This window comes from Pantoea sp. Sc1 (assembly GCF_000255315.1).
In the GTDB taxonomy this organism is placed as follows: domain Bacteria; phylum Pseudomonadota; class Gammaproteobacteria; order Enterobacterales; family Enterobacteriaceae; genus Pantoea; species Pantoea anthophila.
Genome location: NZ_AJFP01000001.1, coordinates 1,970,178 through 1,988,572 on the forward strand (window position 1 = coordinate 1,970,178; position 18,395 = coordinate 1,988,572).

Sequence of the window (18,395 nt, forward strand, 5' to 3'; positions counted from 1 at the left end):
GATTACCCTCTTGCTGCCAGTGCGACAACGCGCTCATAAGCCTGTCCGCTGCGGATGGCGTTAAGCGCCTGCTGTGCGTTTTCACGCAGGTCTTCCTGACCAAATACTTTAAGCAACATCGCCACGTTAACGGCGACAGCTTCCTCATGAGCCTGCTGGCCATTACCCTGGAGTAAAGCTGTCAGAATGTCACGGTTTTCTTCCGGGGTGCCGCCCGCCAGCGCCTCTTTCGGGTGGAAGCCAAAGCCAAAGTCTTCAGGTGAGAGCTGATAACGGGTGATCTCCCCCTCGCGCAGCTCGGCGACGTGCGTCACATCGTGCAGGGCCACCTCATCCATGCCGCCGCCGTGGACTACTGCTGCACGCTGGTAGCCCAGCACTTTCAGAGTCTGGGCAATCGGCATTACCAGTTCCGGGCTGTAAACACCAATCACCGCCAGCGGAGGACGCGCCGGGTTGATCAGCGGGCCCAGCACATTGAACAGCGTGCGGGTCTTCAGCTGCTGACGCACCGGCATCGCGTGGCGGAATCCGGTGTGATACTGCGGCGCAAACAGAAAGCAGACGTTAAGATCGTCCAGCGCCTTGCGCGCCCGGTCAGCAGGCATATCCAGATTGATGCCAAATGCCGCCAGCAGGTCGGATGAGCCCGATTTGCTGGAGACGCTGCGGTTGCCATGCTTCGCCACTTTCAGACCGCAGGTCGCCGCGACCAGGGCGCTGGCAGTGGAGATATTGATGCTGTTGCTGCCGTCGCCGCCGGTGCCCACGATGTCGGCAAAGGTATAATCCGGGCGCGGGAAGGGGCGGGCATCTTCCAGCAGCGCGGTCGCGGCCCCGGCAATCTCTTCCGGCGTTTCGCCCCGCACCTTCATGGCGATTAAGGCGGCGGCGAGCTGCGTCGGTTCCAGCTGGCCGGTGATAATGGCGCTGAACAGCTGATGACTCTCAGCCTGATTCAGCGTCTGCGCCTGGTAAAGTTTTTCCAGTGTCTGTTGCATAGTCATTCTCCCTGTTACTTCGCCAGCGCCCAGGCCAGCGTCTGCTCAAGCAGACGCGCACCCTGAGAAGTCAGAATGGATTCAGGATGGAACTGGAACCCGCACACCCGGTCGGTCTCATGACGCACCGCCATCACCATCCCGTTGAAACTGGCGTTGACCGTCAGCTCATCCGGCGTGTTGCTGCCCACCAGTGAGTGATAGCGCGCCACCGGCAGCGGATTGCTCAGGCCGGCAAACATCGCCTCACCGTCGTGGTCAATAGAGGAGGCTTTGCCGTGCAGGATCTCACCGGCCTGACCCACGTGGCCGCCGTAGGCTTCAACGATCGCCTGATGCCCCAGGCAGATGCCGATAATCGGCAACCGTCCTCGCAGTACCCGCAGTAACTCCGGCATACAACCGGCATCTTTTGGCGCGCCGGGACCGGGCGAGAGCATCAGCACCGGGTCTTCCATCCGCTGCAGCTGCTCAATTAAGAGCTCCGCAGGCAGGTTGTTTCGATAGATCACCACGTTGTGACCAAACGTCCGCAGCTGATCAACCAGGTTATAGGTAAATGAATCGATGTTATCGAGCAGCAGAATATCGGCCATCAGAAGATCTCCTTGCAGTGATGGGCAGTCGCGATAGCGCGCAGAACGGCGCGGGCTTTGTTGCGGCTCTCATCCGCTTCAGCCTGCGGATTGGAGTCCAGCACCACACCGGCACCCGCCTGGACGGTGGCCACGCCTTCTTCAACGTAGGCCGAACGGATCACGATGCAGGTATCGAGATCGCCGTGAGCCGTGAAGTAGCCCACCGCACCGCCATAGCTGCCGCGGCGGGTGCGTTCCGCCCCGGCTATCAGCTGCATGGCGCGCACCTTCGGCGCACCGCTCAGGGTGCCCATGTTCATACAGGCGCGATAGGCATGCAGCACGTCAAGGTCGTCACGCAGCGTGCCCACAACGCGGGAGACCAGATGCATGACGAAGGAGTAACGGTCTACCTTAGTCAGGTCTGCCACGTAACGGCTGCCCGGCACGCAGATACGCGCCAGATCGTTGCGCGCCAGATCCACCAGCATCAGGTGTTCCGCCAGCTCTTTATGGTCGGTTCGCATCTCCAGCTCAATACGGCTGTCGAGATCGCGATCCAGCGAGCCATCCGCATGGCGGCCACGCGGGCGGGTACCGGCAATCGGGTAGATCTCAATCTGACGCGAGATGGCGTCATACTTCAGTGAACTCTCCGGCGAGGCACCAAACAGCGAGAAATCCTGATCCTGCATAAAGAACATGTAGGGGCTGGGATTGCTGTTCTTCAGCGTGTCATATGCCGCCAGCGGTGAAGGGCATGGCAGCGAGAAACGGCGTGAAGGGACGACCTGGAAAATTTCGCCGATGCGAATTGCCTGCTGCATGCTGCGCACCACGTCGCAATACTCTTCATCACTCTGGCTGGTGGTCAGCGTCATCTGCTCCACCTTTTGTACCGGCAGTACAGGTGCGGGCTGAAGCATCTGGCCATGCAGCTGCTCAATGCGGCGCTGCAGGCGCTGGAATTCGCTGGTGGACGGACAGAACAGGCTGGCCTGCAGACGTGCGCTGCGGCTCTGGTGATCGATCACCAGTAAGGTCTCGGCCAGGTAGAAGCAGTAGTCGGGGCAGCGCTGCTGATTATCCAGCGCCGGCAGGGTTTCAAAACCGGCAACCAGATCATAAGCAAACAGACCGCCCAGCAGCACCGCTTCCCGTTCGTCGGCAGGGGCGTTAACCAGTTGCGGAATCAGACGCAGCGCGTCAAACACCGACAGGGCCTTGAGGCGGGAATCTTCATCCTGCTGCTGATCGCTGCTCTGCGGGAAGGTCAGGACACGGCCATCGGGACGCACCTGATTCATCACTGACGCGGGCAGGGCTTCATCCAGCAGCGGCAGCAGGGCGCGGCCATTTTCTGACAACGCCTGCACGGTGACTTCGCTGCCGAGTGCGCTGACGCGCAGCGCACTGTCGACGATCAGCAGGCTTTTCAGGTTGCGCTTGCTGTCGATATCAGCGGATTCGAGCAGCAGGGTTGCCGGACGTGCGCCGCACAGCTGGTGAAACACTGCGGCCGGATCTTCGCGGTAGGGCGCGGTGCCGGTAATCAACTTCACTGTAGGTTTCGCATTTGGCATGATGATTTCTCTGAATTTCGCTCAAAAAAAAGCCCGCTCGGTGGCGGGCTCAGGTATCTGCACAGCGTTTAAGCAAAATGTGCACGACCGTGTCGCCCGGTTTCGGGAACATCGCGCCAGCCATGTAAATGCGTAATTGTAATCGCCATGATGAAATACCCGTTACGTGTGAACTTGTGTACTAGTTAACGGGTTCGGGGCGGAAATGTCAATACACTTTTTCACTGAGCGTTAAAATCGTTATCATGCTGGCCGGTTTAGTTTCAGCAGGAGTTCTCTTGAGCGATATCGCCCGTTTCCCGGTTTATGATCTACACAGCCACACGCGCGCCTCCGATGGTTTACTGACGCCCGCCGTGCTGGTGCAGCGCGCGGTAGAGATGCGGGTTGGCGTTCTGGCGATCACCGATCACGACAGCGTGGACGGGGTGAGCGAGGCGCAGCAGACCGCCCGTGACCAGGATCTGCCGATAAAAGTGCTGGCCGGTGCTGAGATTTCTACCCTGTGGGAGAATCATGAGATCCATATCGTGGGGCTGAACATCGATATCCATCATCCGGCGATGGTGACCTTTCTGGCGGGGCAACTGGCCTGCCGGCAGCGGCGCGCGGAAGAGATCGGTGAGCGGCTGGCGAAGGCACGTATTCCCGACGCGCTGGCGGGGGCGACCCGACTGGCCGGGGGCGGCATCATTACCCGCGGACACTTTGCCCGCTTCCTGATAGAGCAGGGCAAAGCCGGTGACATGGCCCAGGTTTTCAAAAATTATCTGGCGCGAGGCAAAACCGGCTACGTGCCGCCACAATGGTGTACAATTAAACAAGCCATTGATGCGATTCATCATTCTGGTGGTTGCGCCGTGCTGGCTCATCCGGGCCGGTATGGTTTATCGGCGAAGTGGCTGAAACGGCTGATTGCCCACTTCCGCGAAGCGGGGGGTGATGCCATGGAAGTGGCACAGTGCCAGCAGCCACCCAATGAGCGCACGCAACTGGCGCAGTACGCCAGAGAGAATGACCTGGCCGCATCGCAAGGTTCAGATTTTCATCAACCCTGCCCGTGGATTGAGCTGGGCCGCAAACTCTGGCTGCCCGGCGACGTTGAGCCGGTCTGGGAACGCTTTCCGGACCTCGCTCCCGCAGTGGCAATCACGGAAAGGTGACACGAGGTTTCTATGAGTCAACTGTTTCATATTCATCCGGACAATCCGCAGCCGCGCCTGATCAACCAGGCGGTCGACTACCTGAACAAAGGCAGCGTCATCGTCTATCCCACCGATTCCGGCTATGCGCTGGGATGCCGGCTGGAAGAGAAGGGCGCGATGGAGCGTATCTGCCGTATCCGTCAGCTCGATGGACACCACAATTTCACCCTGATGTGCCGTGACCTCTCTGAGCTGTCGGTCTATTCTCAGGTGGGAAACTCGGCCTTTCGCCTGCTGAAAAACAACACGCCAGGTAACTACACCTTTATTCTCAAGGCGACCAAAGAGGTACCGCGCCGTCTGATGAACGAAAAGCGTAAGACCATTGGTCTGCGTGTGCCATCCAATCCGGTGGCGCTGGCGCTGCTGGAAGCCCTGAATCAGCCGATGATGTCGACCTCGTTAATCCTGCCGGGCAACGATTTTACGGAATCCGATCCGGAGGAGATTCAGCACACCATTGGCAAGCTGGTCGATCTGATCATTGACGGCGGGACGCTGGGGCAGCAGCCGACCACGGTGGTCGATCTGACCACCGATACGCCGGAAATTGTGCGTGAAGGTGTGGGCGATACCCGCCCGTTCCTGTAATCGATCCGGCTCAGACACCGCGCGTCGGTGTCGGGGCCAGATTTGACTGCAACCAGCTTTTAAACTGGCCGTAGGGAATATAAAGTGAAACGTCTTTCAGGATCACTTTCCCGTTACGGCCATTTTTAATGGCATCGGAATAACCGACAATCACGCCGCTCAGCGTTTCATCGCGGTTATAAACACCGCCGCCCGACATTCCCTGAACCACGCCTGCATTAGAGGCCATCGCAATGCAGGGACTTTTATTCCATTTATTCCGAATAGCCGTGCGGGCTAAATTCACCCCCGTCGACTCTACCGGCATCGCGGAAATAAAGCTGTATCCGTACATTTTAACGGGATCGCCAATATCACCACTGCGGAATTTTGCCAGGGTGGTGGCATCATTCTTGTGATAAATAATCGCAAGGTCGCAATAGGGATGATAAGACTTCACGCGCTGCACGGCGGTTTTGGCAACGTGCGCTGCGGTAAGGCTATATTCAGGCGTCAGTGGGATGCTGGTGCCCAGTGTGCCGAAACCGAGGATCGTCGGGATGCCGGTCACGCTCATATCTACGTGCTGCATCGCCGTACGACTGTACTCAGTGTGGCCCACGGAACACCCGCTCAGCACCAGTGCAGCCAGCACCGGGCACAGAAACAGGTTTCTCATGATGGCATTCTTTATTCCGGCATGTCGGAAAATCCCTGGTGAAGACTTATGACATGCAAGCAAGGTTCATCAGTGAACCGTATTAACGCAACAATTCCGGATGCGCCGGTTTATTGGATTATCTGAAAACACGATTTTTATTAACGAATAACAAAGGGCCGTACTGTTATGATGCAGGACCATGAAATTTCAGGTGCTGCTTTTTTATTGTGCTGCTGAGAGAAAGTGTATCAGCTTAATAGTGTCAGACAATTTATTAAAGCTAATAAGAATTAAATACCCCTGAAAATAGGGTTTTAACAGAATCTGCATTAGGAATAATCTTGCCCGGGCCGTTTATTTGGCTTATCGAGCTGACTAAAGATAATTTTACGGTTGTTTATTCTGCCTTTGAGAGAGAAGCCAGAGGATTAGATTCGCAGAAAAATCTCTGGAAGTTTAAGATAGTGTTAAGTTTTTGATCGTTACGGCCTCTTTTCATTGCCCCGCCAGTGTTTAAAAAATTTAATTTTCTTCAGCTATAAAGTTTTCGCTAATGCCGTTTTATTCAGTATATTTCCTTAACTGAGTCTGCTGTTATTTTAATCAGGCATGTAAATAATGAGGAATATTATTATCCGGTCTCTATGCTTTTTTATCGGCTATTTACAGAAGCACAAAGGGCGTTACATCGGGGTTAAATGCCTGTATAATGGGCCAAAGTTAATAGGTTAACCTGTTGATAAAGAAAGAATTATCACCCTGCCATGACGCCTGGGAAGGCGACAAAGAGGAAGCTCAATGAGCGAAAAGTTACAGAAAGTCTTAGCGCGTGCCGGTCATGGCTCGCGTCGTGAAATCGAATCAATGATTGCCGCTGGCCGTGTCAGCGTCGACGGAAAGATCGCCACCCTGGGCGACCGTGTCGAAAGCAGCAAATCCCTGAAAATCCGTATTGATGGCCATCTGGTTTCGATTGCTGAATCAGCAACCGAAGTCTGCCGCGTGCTGGCCTATTACAAACCAGAAGGTGAACTCTGTACCCGCAGCGATCCTGAAGGGCGCCCGACGGTCTTCGATCGCCTGCCGCGTCTGCGCGGGTCACGCTGGATTGCCGTTGGCCGTCTGGATGTGAACACCTGTGGTCTGATGCTGTTCACCACGGACGGTGAGCTGGCGAACCGTCTGATGCATCCCAGCCGTGAAGTGGAACGTGAATATGCGGTGCGCGTCTTTGGCCAGGTGGATGATGATAAAATTCGTCAGCTGAGCAAGGGCGTTCAGCTGGAGGATGGCCCGGCTGCGTTCAAAACCCTGCGTTTTGGCGGCGGAGAAGGGATCAACCAGTGGTATAACGTGACCCTGACCGAAGGACGTAACCGTGAAGTGCGTCGGTTATGGGAAGCGGTCGGTGTCCAGGTCAGCCGTCTGATGCGCGTTCGCTATGGCGATATTACCTTACCGAAAGGCCTGCCGCGCGGCGGCTGGACGGAGCTGGATCTGCCGGCGGTAAACTATCTGCGTAACCTGGTAGAGATGGATGATGAGACGGTGACCAAACTGGTCGTTGAGAAAGATCGTCGTCGCACCAAAGCAAACCAGATCCGTCGTGCGGTGAAACGCCACAGCAAAGTCAGCTCGACCCCTCGTGCGCCGCGTCGCAATCCGGGCAGCAAACGCAATTCCGGTTAATTATGCCGGCAGGATAAAAAAACGCAGCCTCCGGGCTGCGTTTTCTTTTTCTGTCACCAGTCGATACCCTGCTGGGCCTGTATACCGGCATCAAAGGCGTGCTTAACCGGGCGCATCTCCGTCACGGTATCGGCCATCTCAGTCAGGGTGCGGTGACAGCCGCGTCCGGTAATAATGACGCTCTGCTGCGCCGGGCGCTGCTGCAGCGCGGCGATCAGCGCCTCCAGCGGCAGATAACCCATGCTCACCATATAGGTAATTTCGTCCAGTACCACCAGATCGATATGCGCATCGGCCAGCATCCGCTGGGCATGCTGCCAGACTGCCAGACAGGCGGTGGTGTCCGTCTCACGGTTTTGCGTCTCCCAGGTGAAGCCGGTGGCCATAACCTGAAATTCCACCCCGTGCTGCTCCAGCAGGTTTCGCTCGCCATTCGGCCAGTCACCCTTGATGAACTGGACCACCGCCACGCGCTTGCCATGGCCGGTGGCGCGCAGTGCCGTGCCGAAGGCCGCGGTTGTTTTGCCTTTGCCGTTGCCGGTAAACACCATCAGAATGCCGCGAACCGCTGTCGCGGCGGCGATACGCGCATCCACCTGCTCTTTCAGGCGCTGCTGACGCTGCTGATGACGATCGTCAGCCATTATTCCGCGGCTCCGGGTTTCCTGCCCGGCTGCGCATCGAAGCTCATCCCCGTCTTGCGGCGGCTGTCATCGCCCATCAGATAGAGATAGAGCGGCATCAGATCGGCAGGCGTTTTCAGTTTATTTGCATCTTCCTGCGGGAAGGCGCTGGCGCGCATTTTGGTTCGCGTGCCGCCCGGATTGATACAGTTCACCCGCAGCGACTGGCTCTTATACTCATCCGCCAGCACCTGCATCATTCCTTCCGTTGCAAATTTAGAGACCGCATAAGCGCCCCAGCCTGCACGACCGGTGCGGCCCACGCTGGAGGTGGTGAATACCAGCGAACCCGCCTCTGACTTCAGCAGCAGCGGCAACAGGGCCTGAGTCAGGAAGAAAGTCGCATCCAGATTGACATCCATCACCTGACGCCAAATCTGCGGATTGAGTTCAGCCAGCGGCACGATTTCACCGAGCAGACCGGCATTATGCAGCACGCCGTCGAGACGCGGAAACTGTTGCGCCAGCTGGTCGGCAACCTGCTGGCAGCGTTCTGGTGTGGCCTCGGCCAGGTCCAGCACCACCTGGTGAGCAGGACGTTTATTGAGTTGATTGATCGACGTTCTGACCCGTTCGAGTTTTTCCGGGTTGCGGCCCATCAGGATCACTTCTGCGCCATAGCGGGCATAGGTCAGCGCCGCTTCCTGGCCGATGCCATCTGACGCGCCCGTGACCAGAATAATACGATGATTGAGCAGGTCACTTTTCGGTTGATAATGCACAGCGGGGTCCTCCGGCGAAAACAGCATGATTCCGCTTTATGCCTGAATTTACGAATGGGTGCAATCGCCAGCCCGCGCAATCTGTGCCAGCTGCTGGCATTTCAGGCGACGAGGCAGGGTAAAACGGCTAAACTGGCGAACTGTTTTTGATTCTTTTTTACTAAGGCGACCTGATGGATTTTATTTCAACGTATGGACTCTTTTTAGCGAAAGCGGTGACGCTGGTGGTTGCGGTCGCGGCGATTGTCATGATTGTGATGAATGCGGCACTGCGTAAACGCTCGCAAAGTGGTCAGCTGCGCCTGACCCATCTGGGTGATGACTATCAACAGATGAAAGAAGATCTGCAGCTGGCAAAAATGAAACCGCAGGCGCAGAAGGTCTGGCTGAAAAACCATAAAAAGAGCGAAAAGCTGAAAGCCAAAGCGGAAAAGCAGGCGGCGAAGCAGGGCGCGCGCGGTGGTGAGAAGCCGACGCTTTATGTGCTTGATTTCAAAGGTAGCATGGATGCCAGTGAGGTCACGTCACTGCGTGAAGAGATTTCAGCCGTGCTGGCGGTGCAGCAACCGGGCGATGAAGTGCTGCTGCGTCTGGAAAGCCCTGGCGGTGTGGTGCATGGCTATGGTCTGGCCGCGTCGCAGCTGCAGCGTCTGCGCGACCACGGGCTGCGCATCACCGCGGCCGTGGACAAAGTGGCAGCCAGCGGCGGATATATGATGGCCTGTGTGGCCGATCGCATTGTGGCGGCCCCGTTCTCCATTATTGGTTCAATCGGTGTGGTGGCCCAGATCCCTAACTTCAATCGTCTGCTGAAGCGCAATGACATCGATATCGAGCTGCACACGGCCGGTCAGTACAAGCGAACGCTGACGCTGTTTGGCGAGAACAGCGAAGAAGGGCGGGAGAAATTCCAGCAGGATCTCGACGAAACGCACCTGCTGTTCAAGCAATTTGTGCATCAGATGCGCCCGTCGCTGGATATTGATAAGGTCGCAACCGGTGAACACTGGTATGGCCGCCAGGCGCTGGATCTGGGGCTGATTGATGAGATCGGCACCAGCGATGATTTAATCATCCGTCAGATGGATCAGTTCAACGTACTGGGGGTGCACTTCGCCCGCCGTCGTAAAATGATGGATCGCTTTACTCAGAGCGCGGGCTCGGTGGCAGAGCGTCTGCTGCTGAAACTCTGGCAGCGCGGCGAAAAGCCGCTGCTGTGATGCGAAACCCGGCCTGTGCCGGGTTTTTTTATTCCAGGTGATAGTGCGGCGACAGGACCACCGCGAGATGCTTGAAGACGTTAAACACCGCTGTGGTTTTAGCCGTCGGCAATCCCTGATCGTCGAGAAAAAACGGGCCGCGAAAAACCAGCACATCACCCTGCTGACTGACGTCATCCGCCTGCATGCCCGCTAAATAATCATCATGTTCTTTAATCAGGGCGTTGGCCTTTTCCAGCAACGCCTGGCGGGAAATAGCCTGGGTCGGTGTCTGCATTTATTTGCTCCTTTTTTGACAGCACTCGAATCCTTTCTATATTACTGACGAGTCTGCTGGCATGACAACCCGCCCTGACCGATGAAAACCTGGCGTAACGACGGGCTGAATGCTAATTAAGTTGCGTAACAGATTTTATCAGGTAGAGTGTGGGCGATTCCGATTTCAGGGATTTTGCACCAGGATGTGCGAAGAGTTCAGATGGAAAAATCATGCTTTATCATGCAGTTGCATTTAGCCGGATCATCTGTTCTGAGATTGACCCCTCCGCCTTGAAATGTTAGACAGGCGCAGCAATATTGAACCCGATGGGTTTTTGGGCATCCAATCCTCTCCCGTTAAGCAGGATGTTTTCATTAGGTAAAGGTAAATATGGGTAAAGCACTCGTTATTGTTGAGTCCCCGGCAAAGGCCAAAACAATCAATAAATATCTGGGCAATGACTACGTGGTGAAATCCAGCGTGGGTCATATCCGGGATCTGCCGACCAGTGGTTCAACCGCAAAGAAAAGTGCTGACGCCTCGACAGATAAAAAAGTCAAAAAAGTTAAAAAAGATGAGAAAGCCGCCCTCGTCAGCCGCATGGGTGTTGACCCCTATCATGGCTGGGAAGCGGATTATCAGATCCTGCCCGGCAAAGAGAAGGTGGTGGCAGAACTGAAGGCGCTGGCCGCCAATGCTGACCACATCTATCTCGCAACCGACCTTGACCGCGAAGGGGAAGCCATTGCCTGGCACCTGCGGGAAGTGATCGGAGGCGATGACTCACGCTTCAGCCGCGTAGTGTTTAACGAAATTACCAAAAATGCGATTCGTCAGGCGTTTGAAAAGCCGGGCGAACTCAACATCGACCGGGTCAATGCTCAGCAGGCGCGCCGCTTTATGGACCGCGTGGTGGGTTACATGGTGTCACCGCTGCTGTGGAAAAAGATCGCCCGTGGCCTCTCAGCCGGTCGTGTGCAGTCAGTGGCCGTTCGCCTGGTAGTGGAACGTGAACGCGAAATTAAAGCCTTTGTTCCCGAAGAGTACTGGGAAGTTAATGCCGCGCTGACCACGCCAAACGGCGATGAGCTGTCGATGGATGTGACACACCGCGGCGACAAGGTGTTCCGCCCGGTCAACCGTGACGAAACTTACGCCGCAGTGGCGCTGCTGGAAAAAGCGCGCTTTGAAATTGTGGATCGTGAAGATAAGCCGACCAGCAGTAAGCCGGGGGCGCCCTATATCACCTCGACGCTGCAGCAGGCGGCCAGCACCCGTCTGGGCTTTGGCGTTAAAAAGACCATGATGATGGCGCAGCGCCTCTATGAAGCGGGTCACATCACTTACATGCGTACCGATTCGACCAACCTGAGTCAGGATGCGGTCGCCATGGCGCGGGGCTACATCGAAAACAATTTCGGTAAAAAATATCTGCCAGACAGCCCCGTCACTTACGCCAGCAAAGAGAACTCTCAGGAAGCGCACGAAGCGATTCGTCCTTCCGATGTGGAAGTCGTGGCGGAAAAACTGAAGGATATGGAAGCGGATGCGCAGAAGCTCTATCAGCTGATCTGGCGTCAGTTTGTCGCCTGCCAGATGACCCCGGCCAAATATGATTCCAGCACCATCACGGCCGCCGCCGGTGAGTTTAAACTCAAAGCGAAAGGCCGTATTCTGCGCTTCGACGGCTGGACTAAAGTGATGCCTGCGCTGCGTAAGAACGATGAAGATCGCACGCTGCCTGCGGTCAGTGTGGGGGATAGCCTCGACCTGCAACAGCTGCTGCCGGGTCAGCACTTCACCAAGCCACCGGCACGCTTCAGCGAAGCCTCGCTGGTACGTGAGCTGGAGAAGCGCGGTATCGGCCGTCCTTCGACCTACGCCGCCATTACCTCGACCATTCAGGATCGTGGCTATGTCCGGGTAGAAAACCGCCGTTTCTATGCGGAAAAAATGGGTGAAATCGTCACCGATCGTCTGGAAGAGAACTTCCGCGAGCTGATGAACTACGATTTCACCGCGCGCATGGAGGACAGCCTGGACCAGGTCGCCAATAACCAGGCGAAATGGAAAGCGGTGCTGGACCACTTCTTCAGCGACTTTACCGAGCAGCTTGAAAAGGCAGAAAAAGATCCTGAAGAGGGCGGCATGCAGCCCAATCAGATGGTGCTGACCTCAATTGACTGTCCGACCTGTAGCCGTCCGATGGGGATCCGCACCGCCAGTACCGGTGTCTTCTTGGGCTGTTCCGGCTATGCGCTGCCCCCGAAAGAGCGCTGCAAGCAGACCATCAACCTGATTCCGGAAAACGAAGTTCTGAACATTCTGGAAGGGGACGATGCCGAAACCAACGCCCTGCGTGCCCGTCGTCGCTGCCAGAAGTGCGGCACAGCGATGGACAGCTACCTGATCGACAATGAACGCAAGCTGCACGTCTGTGGTAATAACCCGGAGTGTGATGGGTACGAAATCGAGAAAGGCGAGTTCCGCATTAAGGGTTATGACGGCCCGGTCGTAGAGTGCGAGAAGTGCGGTTCGGAGATGCATCTGAAGATGGGACGCTTTGGCAAGTACATGGCGTGTACCAACGAAGAGTGTAAAAACACCCGCAAAATTCTGCGCAGTGGGGAAGTAGCGCCACCGAAAGAAGATCCGGTGCCGCTGCCTGAGCTGGCGTGTGAGAAGTCAGATGCCTACTTCGTGTTGCGCGACGGGGCGGCGGGCGTCTTCCTGGCAGCCAATACGTTCCCGAAATCGCGCGAAACCCGTGCGCCGCTGGTGGAAGAGCTACTGCGCTTCAAAGATCGTCTGCCTGAGAAGCTGAAATATCTGGCAGACGCGCCAGTCGCCGATCCGGAAGGGAATAAAACGCTGGTGCGGTTCAGCCGCAAGACTAAGCAGCAGTATGTCTCCTCAGAAAACGAGGGCAAAGCCACCGGCTGGTCAGCCTTCTTTATTGATGGCCAATGGCAGGAAGCGAAAAAGTAATCTTATCAGGCCAGCGTTCGCTGGCCTTTTTCTGAGCCTTATATCAATCCGTTCTATTCTCACACTTAAACTGATATAGTTGTTATAGCATTTCCGACCTTTCCTGATGCATAGCCTTTCTTCACCCTTGCGACTGTCGGTCAATCGGGGATGCGACTCTGTAACTTACCAGGACAAAACAGATATGAAATTACAGCAGTTGCGCTATATCGTCGAAGTGGTGAACCATAACCTCAACGTCTCTTCGACTGCGGAAGGTCTCTATACCTCGCAGCCCGGCATCAGTAAGCAGGTCCGGATGCTGGAAGATGAACTGGGTGTGCAGATTTTTGCCCGGAGCGGGAAACATCTCACGCAGGTCACGCCAGCCGGGGAAGAGATCATTCGTATCGCGCGCGAAGTGCTCTCCAAAGTGGATGCCATTAAATCGGTTGCCGGTGAGCACACCTGGCCCGATAAAGGCTCGCTCTATGTGGCGACGACCCATACTCAGGCGCGCTACGCGCTGCCCGGCGTGATCAAAGGCTTTATCGAACGCTATCCACGCGTCTCTTTGCATATGCATCAGGGATCGCCGACCCAGATCGCCGAAGCCGTTTCCAAAGGCAATGCCGATTTTGCCATTGCCACCGAAGCGCTGCATCTCTATGACGATCTCATCATGCTGCCGTGCTACCACTGGAATCGGGCGATTGTGGTCACCGCCGATCACCCGCTGGCCGGAAAAGGGCAGGTGACCATTGAAGAGCTGGCGGAGTATCCACTGGTGACTTATACCTTTGGCTTTACCGGGCGGTCAGAACTGGATACCGCATTCAATCGCGCCGGGTTAACACCTCGTATCGTCTTCACCGCAACCGACGCAGACGTCATCAAAACCTATGTCCGTCTGGGGCTGGGTGTCGGCGTGATCGCCAGTATGGCGGTTGACCCGGTGTCCGATCCCGATCTGATTCGCATTGAAGCCGCGGATATCTTTACCAACAGCACCACCAAAATAGGCTTCCGTCGCAGCACCTTCCTGCGCAGCTATATGTATGATTTCATCCAGCGTTTTGCCCCGCACCTGACGCGTGACGTGGTGGATACCGCCGTTGCGCTCCGCTCTAACGAAGACATTGAAGCGATGTTTAAAGATATCAAGCTGCCGTTTAAATAGGGTTTATCCCCTGCGCGACAACATAAGGCTGCCTGGTGCAGCCTTTTTTGTTGCCAGCCTTTAGCGCCAGATGAGACTGAAAGTTTTTATGATTTTTTTGTAAATGAAACATTGATCACATGTTTTCCGGTTCGGCTTTCTTAAATGCGAATCACAACACATTTTTAACTATGTCACTTTGCGACATGCCAGGATTATTCCCATACTCCAGTTAACCGCCTATGTTGGAAGCCAGTAAACATCAGGCTCTGGGGTTTGCTCTTTAGTTTTAAATGGATCTGAAATGGAATTAACTCAAATTGATTAGTGCTTCATTTAATTAAAGAGTGGTTCCGCTGTTAATGATTTCTGGCGTTATTTAAGACTATTGATTAATACCGTTAATCGTTTTACTCAATAAAAATAACTGGATTTTTGGCCTTAACGCGTTTAGGATTCCTCCTAAATCTTAATCGTTGTTATCAATCATTTTGTTGAGAGTGATTATCAGAAACTATGAATACACGACTGACTGTAGAACCGGGTTTCCCGGTAAAAAGCACCAAGGTTGAGCGTACTGGTAACACCCGTCGCAAAGCCTGGTTAACCGTATTCGCTGCCTCTGCGCTGTTCTGGGTGGTTGTCGCGTTAATGATTTGGCGTATCTGGGGCTAAAGCCATGTGGGCAAACACACTCAGCCATAAACGTTCTCTGACGGCGCGTCAGACCAAGCCGGTCAGCTGCAAAGCGAAAGAGCCGCTTGCAAAGGACGAGAAAGTGTCTATCCCCGAGTCATGGGATTTGAGTGATAACCAGCGACTTTTTATTGAGTCGTTTTTGCAGCCTGAAACTAAATAACGTTGTCTGATTCTCTTTAGTCACCGCTCTTTTATTACCGGACATTCCGGCGGGCTTTTTTAAATGCCCCTTTCCACATCCAGTACGACCCAAGGGTGTCGCCAGAGTAAGGTGACCGCAAAAAACTTTTACGCCCGATTCCGGCGAAGGAGTGAACCAAATGAATATGATTAAAATGTCCTGGCTTAGCGCGTATGCGTTCTCCTTTGCGTTCTGGTCTGCGGCGGTGTGGATAACGCTTTAATCTGAATTACCTCCCCTTTTTATGATGCCTCGTGATTTTCACGGGGCATTTTCGTTTATGGGCGATTGTAGCAATTTGTGTTGTAATCAAAACGTTAACGAATTTGTGGACTATCTTTAACATAAACCTTTGTCTCTCTAAGGTTTAAAGACCATGAATGAAAGGAGGAGCTATGTCGTCTACCCTACGCGAGCAGAGTCAGGAAATACTGCAGGTCGACAGCAAAAAATATCATATCTTCAGTCTTCCCCGCGCTGCTCAACACCTCGGCAATATCGATAACCTGCCGAAATCGCTCAAAGTTCTGCTGGAAAACCTGCTGCGCTGGCAGGATGGCGACTCCGTCACCGCGGAGGATATCCAGGCGCTGGTTGACTGGCAAAAAGAGGCGCATGCCGATCGCGAAATTGCCTACCGGCCAGCCCGTGTTCTGATGCAGGATTTTACCGGCGTGCCGGCCGTCGTTGACCTGGCCGCCATGCGCGAAGCGGTGAACCGGCTGGGCGGCGACGTCGCGAAGGTGAACCCCTTGTCGCCGGTCGATCTGGTGATCGACCACTCCGTGACGGTTGACCATTTTGGCGACGATGATGCGTTTGAAGAGAACGTCCGGCTGGAGATGGAGCGTAACCATGAACGCTACGTCTTTCTCCGCTGGGGGCAAAAAGCGTTCGATAAATTCCGCGTCGTGCCGCCGGGCACCGGTATCTGTCACCAGGTGAACCTGGAGTATCTCGGCAAGGCAATCTGGCATGAAACCCTGAACGGTGAAGAGTATGCCTGGCCCGATACGCTGGTCGGTACGGACTCCCACACCACCATGATCAACGCGCTGGGCGTGCTGGGATGGGGAGTAGGGGGGATAGAGGCCGAAGCCGCCATGCTCGGTCAGCCGGTTTCTATGCTGATCCCGGATGTGGTTGGCTTTAAGCTGACCGGCAAACTGCGCGCCGGCATCACGGCAACCGACCTGGTTCTGACCGTGACCCAGATGCTGCGTAAGCACGGTGTGGTCGGCAAATTTGTTGAGTTCTATGGCGATGGCCTGGCCGATCTGCCCCTAGCTGACCGCGCCACCATTGCCAATATGGCACCCGAATATGGCGCCACCTGCGGATTCTTCCCGGTGGATGATGTCACCCTGAGCTATATGACGCTGACGGGGCGTGATGCGGAGCAGGTCGCGCTGGTGGAGGCCTATGCCAAAGCGCAGGGCCTGTGGCGTCATGCCGGGGATGAGCCACGCTTTACCAGTTCTCTGGCGCTGGATATGAACGACGTAGAGTCCAGCCTCGCCGGACCCAAACGTCCGCAGGATCGGGTGTCGCTGGGGGATGTGCCTGCCGCGTTTGACGCCAGCAACGAGCTGGAAGTCAACCAGGCGCAGAAACCCCATAAAAATGTCACCTATACCGACAGTGATACCGGGCTGACACATACCCTCTCAGACGGTGCCGTGGTAATCAGTGCAATCACCTCCTGTACCAACACCTCTAACCCCAGCGTGCTGATGGCGGCCGGTTTACTGGCGAAGAAAGCGGTTGAGCGCGGCCTGAAACGTCAGCCGTGGGTCAAAGCCTCCCTGGCTCCCGGTTCTAAAGTGGTGTCAGACTATCTGGCCGTGGCACAGCTGACCCCGTGGCTGGATAAGCTGGGCTTCAACCTGGTCGGCTATGGCTGCACCACCTGTATTGGTAACTCCGGGCCGCTGAAAGATGAAATCGAGTCCGCTATCAAAGCGGGCGATCTTACCGTCGGGGCTGTCCTCTCCGGTAACCGCAACTTTGAAGGCCGCATTCATCCGCTGATCAAAACCAACTGGCTGGCTTCACCGCCGCTGGTGGTGGCGTACGCACTGGCGGGTAATATGAAGATCAATCTGCAGACGGAACCGCTGGGCAAGGATCAGCAGGGCCAGCCGGTCTACCTGAAAGATATCTGGCCGACCCCGGAAGAAATTGCCACGGCGGTGCAGCAGGTCACCAGCGATATGTTCCATAAAGAGTACGCTGAAGTCTTCGACGGCACGCCGGAGTGGCAACAGATTAAAGTCAGCGAGGCGGCGACTTACGACTGGGACGAAGGGTCAACCTATATCCGGCTGTCGCCTTTCTTCGATGATATGGAGAAAGAGCCGAAGCCGGTGCAGGATATCCGCGGCGCGCGGATCCTGGCCGTGCTGGGTGATTCCGTCACCACTGACCATATCTCCCCAGCGGGCAGCATCAAAGCGGAGAGTCCGGCCGGACGCTATCTGCTCTCTCACGGCGTGGAGCGCACCGACTTTAACTCCTATGGTTCGCGGCGCGGTAATCATGAGGTAATGATGCGCGGTACCTTTGCCAATATCCGTATCCGCAACGAGATGGTGCCGGGTGTGGAGGGCGGTTATACCCGACACTATCCGAGTGGCGAACAGCTGGCCATCTATGATGCGGCGATGAAGTATCAGGCGGACGGTGTCCCGCTGGCCGTGATCGCCGGCAAAGAGTATGGCTCCGGTTCAAGCCGCGACTGGGCGGCAAAAGGGCCGCGTCTGCAGGGGGTCAGGGTCGTCATTGCTGAATCGTTTGAACGTATTCATCGTTCAAACCTGATTGGTATGGGTATCCTGCCACTGGAATTCCCGCAGGGCGTGACCCGCAAAAGCCTGGGACTGACGGGCGAAGAGCGCATCGACGTGGAAAATCTGCAGGCCCTGACGCCAGGCTGCAGCGTTAAAGTGACACTGACCCGCGCCGATGGCAGCAAGGAAGAGCTGGATACCCGCTGTCGCATCGACACCGGTAATGAGCTGACCTATTACCGCAACGACGGTATCCTGCATTACGTGATTCGCAACATGCTGAACTGAGTGACAAAAAAGCCGGGGAAACCCGGCTTTAATTTGCTGAAGAGCAATTTCCAGTCTGCTGTAAGACCGGAGCTGCACAGGGAAGACGGTCAGATCGGAAAGTCGCTTAAGCCATCCATGGCCGCTCGGCCCGCGCCGTCC

Annotated in this window: 13 protein-coding genes, 1 pseudogene and 1 other annotated feature; of the genes and pseudogenes, 8 read left to right on the forward strand and 6 right to left on the reverse strand. The window is 55.6% G+C overall.

Translation table 11 applies throughout. The annotated features are described in order from the left end of the window. Positions 1–2: 2 nt before the first annotated feature. A pseudogene (trpD, locus tag S7A_RS21620) lies at positions 3–1,597 on the reverse strand (bifunctional anthranilate synthase glutamate amidotransferase component TrpG/anthranilate phosphoribosyltransferase TrpD). After that, positions 1,597–3,162 (reverse strand): anthranilate synthase component 1, encoded by a 1,566-nt coding sequence (locus tag S7A_RS09140; protein WP_009089949.1) that lies wholly within the window; start codon positions 3,160–3,162, stop codon positions 1,597–1,599. Before S7A_RS09140 ends, trpD begins: the two are co-directional and overlap by 1 nt. A 23-nt stretch (positions 3,163–3,185) precedes the next feature. Then, positions 3,186–3,287, reverse strand: a sequence feature (Trp leader region). Between the two features lie 120 nt (positions 3,288–3,407). Here S7A_RS09140 and S7A_RS09145 point away from each other — a divergent pair. Both S7A_RS09145 and S7A_RS09150 read left to right on the forward strand, forming a co-directional pair. Continuing rightward, complete coding sequence (locus tag S7A_RS09145; protein ID WP_167430777.1) at positions 3,408–4,325, forward strand: PHP domain-containing protein; 918 nt, start codon at positions 3,408–3,410, stop codon at positions 4,323–4,325. A 12-nt stretch (positions 4,326–4,337) separates the two neighbouring features. Next, complete coding sequence (locus S7A_RS09150) at positions 4,338–4,958, forward strand: L-threonylcarbamoyladenylate synthase (RefSeq protein WP_009089952.1); 621 nt, start codon at positions 4,338–4,340, stop codon at positions 4,956–4,958. 10 nt (positions 4,959–4,968) lie between these two features. Here S7A_RS09150 and S7A_RS09155 read toward each other — a convergent pair whose 3' ends face one another. Further along, a complete protein-coding gene (locus S7A_RS09155; RefSeq protein WP_009089953.1) occupies positions 4,969–5,616 on the reverse strand; it encodes a hypothetical protein in 648 nt (215 codons plus the stop codon). Between the two features lie 780 nt (positions 5,617–6,396). On the opposite strand from S7A_RS09155, the gene rluB reads away from it, so the two are divergent. Further along, positions 6,397–7,287 carry a 23S rRNA pseudouridine(2605) synthase RluB gene (rluB, locus tag S7A_RS09160; RefSeq protein ID WP_009089955.1) on the forward strand — a complete coding sequence of 297 codons (891 nt, stop codon included), beginning with the start codon at positions 6,397–6,399 and terminating at the stop codon, positions 7,285–7,287. 53 nt (positions 7,288–7,340) lie between these two features. On the opposite strand, the gene cobO is transcribed toward rluB, so the two are convergent. Beyond that, complete coding sequence (gene cobO, locus S7A_RS09165; RefSeq protein ID WP_009089956.1) at positions 7,341–7,931, reverse strand: cob(I)yrinic acid a,c-diamide adenosyltransferase; 591 nt, start codon at positions 7,929–7,931, stop codon at positions 7,341–7,343. Beyond that, the gene (locus S7A_RS09170) at positions 7,931–8,692 is read right to left on the reverse strand and encodes a YciK family oxidoreductase (protein WP_009089958.1); all 762 of its coding nucleotides are present in this window, start codon (positions 8,690–8,692) and stop codon (positions 7,931–7,933) included. The genes cobO and S7A_RS09170 overlap by 1 nt, the downstream gene beginning before the upstream one ends. Before the next feature lie 173 nt (positions 8,693–8,865). Between S7A_RS09170 and sohB the strand changes: the two genes are divergently transcribed. Continuing rightward, positions 8,866–9,912, forward strand: coding sequence for a protease SohB (gene sohB, locus S7A_RS09175; RefSeq protein ID WP_009089960.1), 1,047 nt, complete (start codon positions 8,866–8,868; stop codon positions 9,910–9,912). Between the two features lie 28 nt (positions 9,913–9,940). Here the strand turns inward: sohB and S7A_RS09180 are convergent, their stop codons facing one another. Continuing rightward, positions 9,941–10,189, reverse strand: coding sequence for a YciN family protein (locus tag S7A_RS09180; protein ID WP_009089962.1), 249 nt, complete (start codon positions 10,187–10,189; stop codon positions 9,941–9,943). 372 nt (positions 10,190–10,561) lie between these two features. On the opposite strand from S7A_RS09180, the gene topA reads away from it, so the two are divergent. From topA to acnA, 4 genes are all read left to right on the forward strand, one after another. Further along, the gene (gene topA / locus S7A_RS09185; protein WP_009089965.1) at positions 10,562–13,159 is read left to right on the forward strand and encodes a type I DNA topoisomerase; all 2,598 of its coding nucleotides are present in this window, start codon (positions 10,562–10,564) and stop codon (positions 13,157–13,159) included. A 184-nt stretch (positions 13,160–13,343) separates the two neighbouring features. Then, positions 13,344–14,318, forward strand: coding sequence for an HTH-type transcriptional regulator CysB (gene cysB / locus S7A_RS09190; RefSeq protein ID WP_009089966.1), 975 nt, complete (start codon positions 13,344–13,346; stop codon positions 14,316–14,318). A 495-nt stretch (positions 14,319–14,813) separates the two neighbouring features. Further along, a complete protein-coding gene (locus S7A_RS20800; protein WP_009089968.1) occupies positions 14,814–14,972 on the forward strand; it encodes a YmiA family putative membrane protein in 159 nt (52 codons plus the stop codon). A 600-nt stretch (positions 14,973–15,572) separates the two neighbouring features. Further along, on the forward strand, positions 15,573–18,254 hold the full coding sequence (gene acnA, locus S7A_RS09200) for an aconitate hydratase AcnA (protein ID WP_009089971.1): 2,682 nt from the start codon (positions 15,573–15,575) through the stop codon (positions 18,252–18,254). Positions 18,255–18,395: the final 141 nt, after the last annotated feature.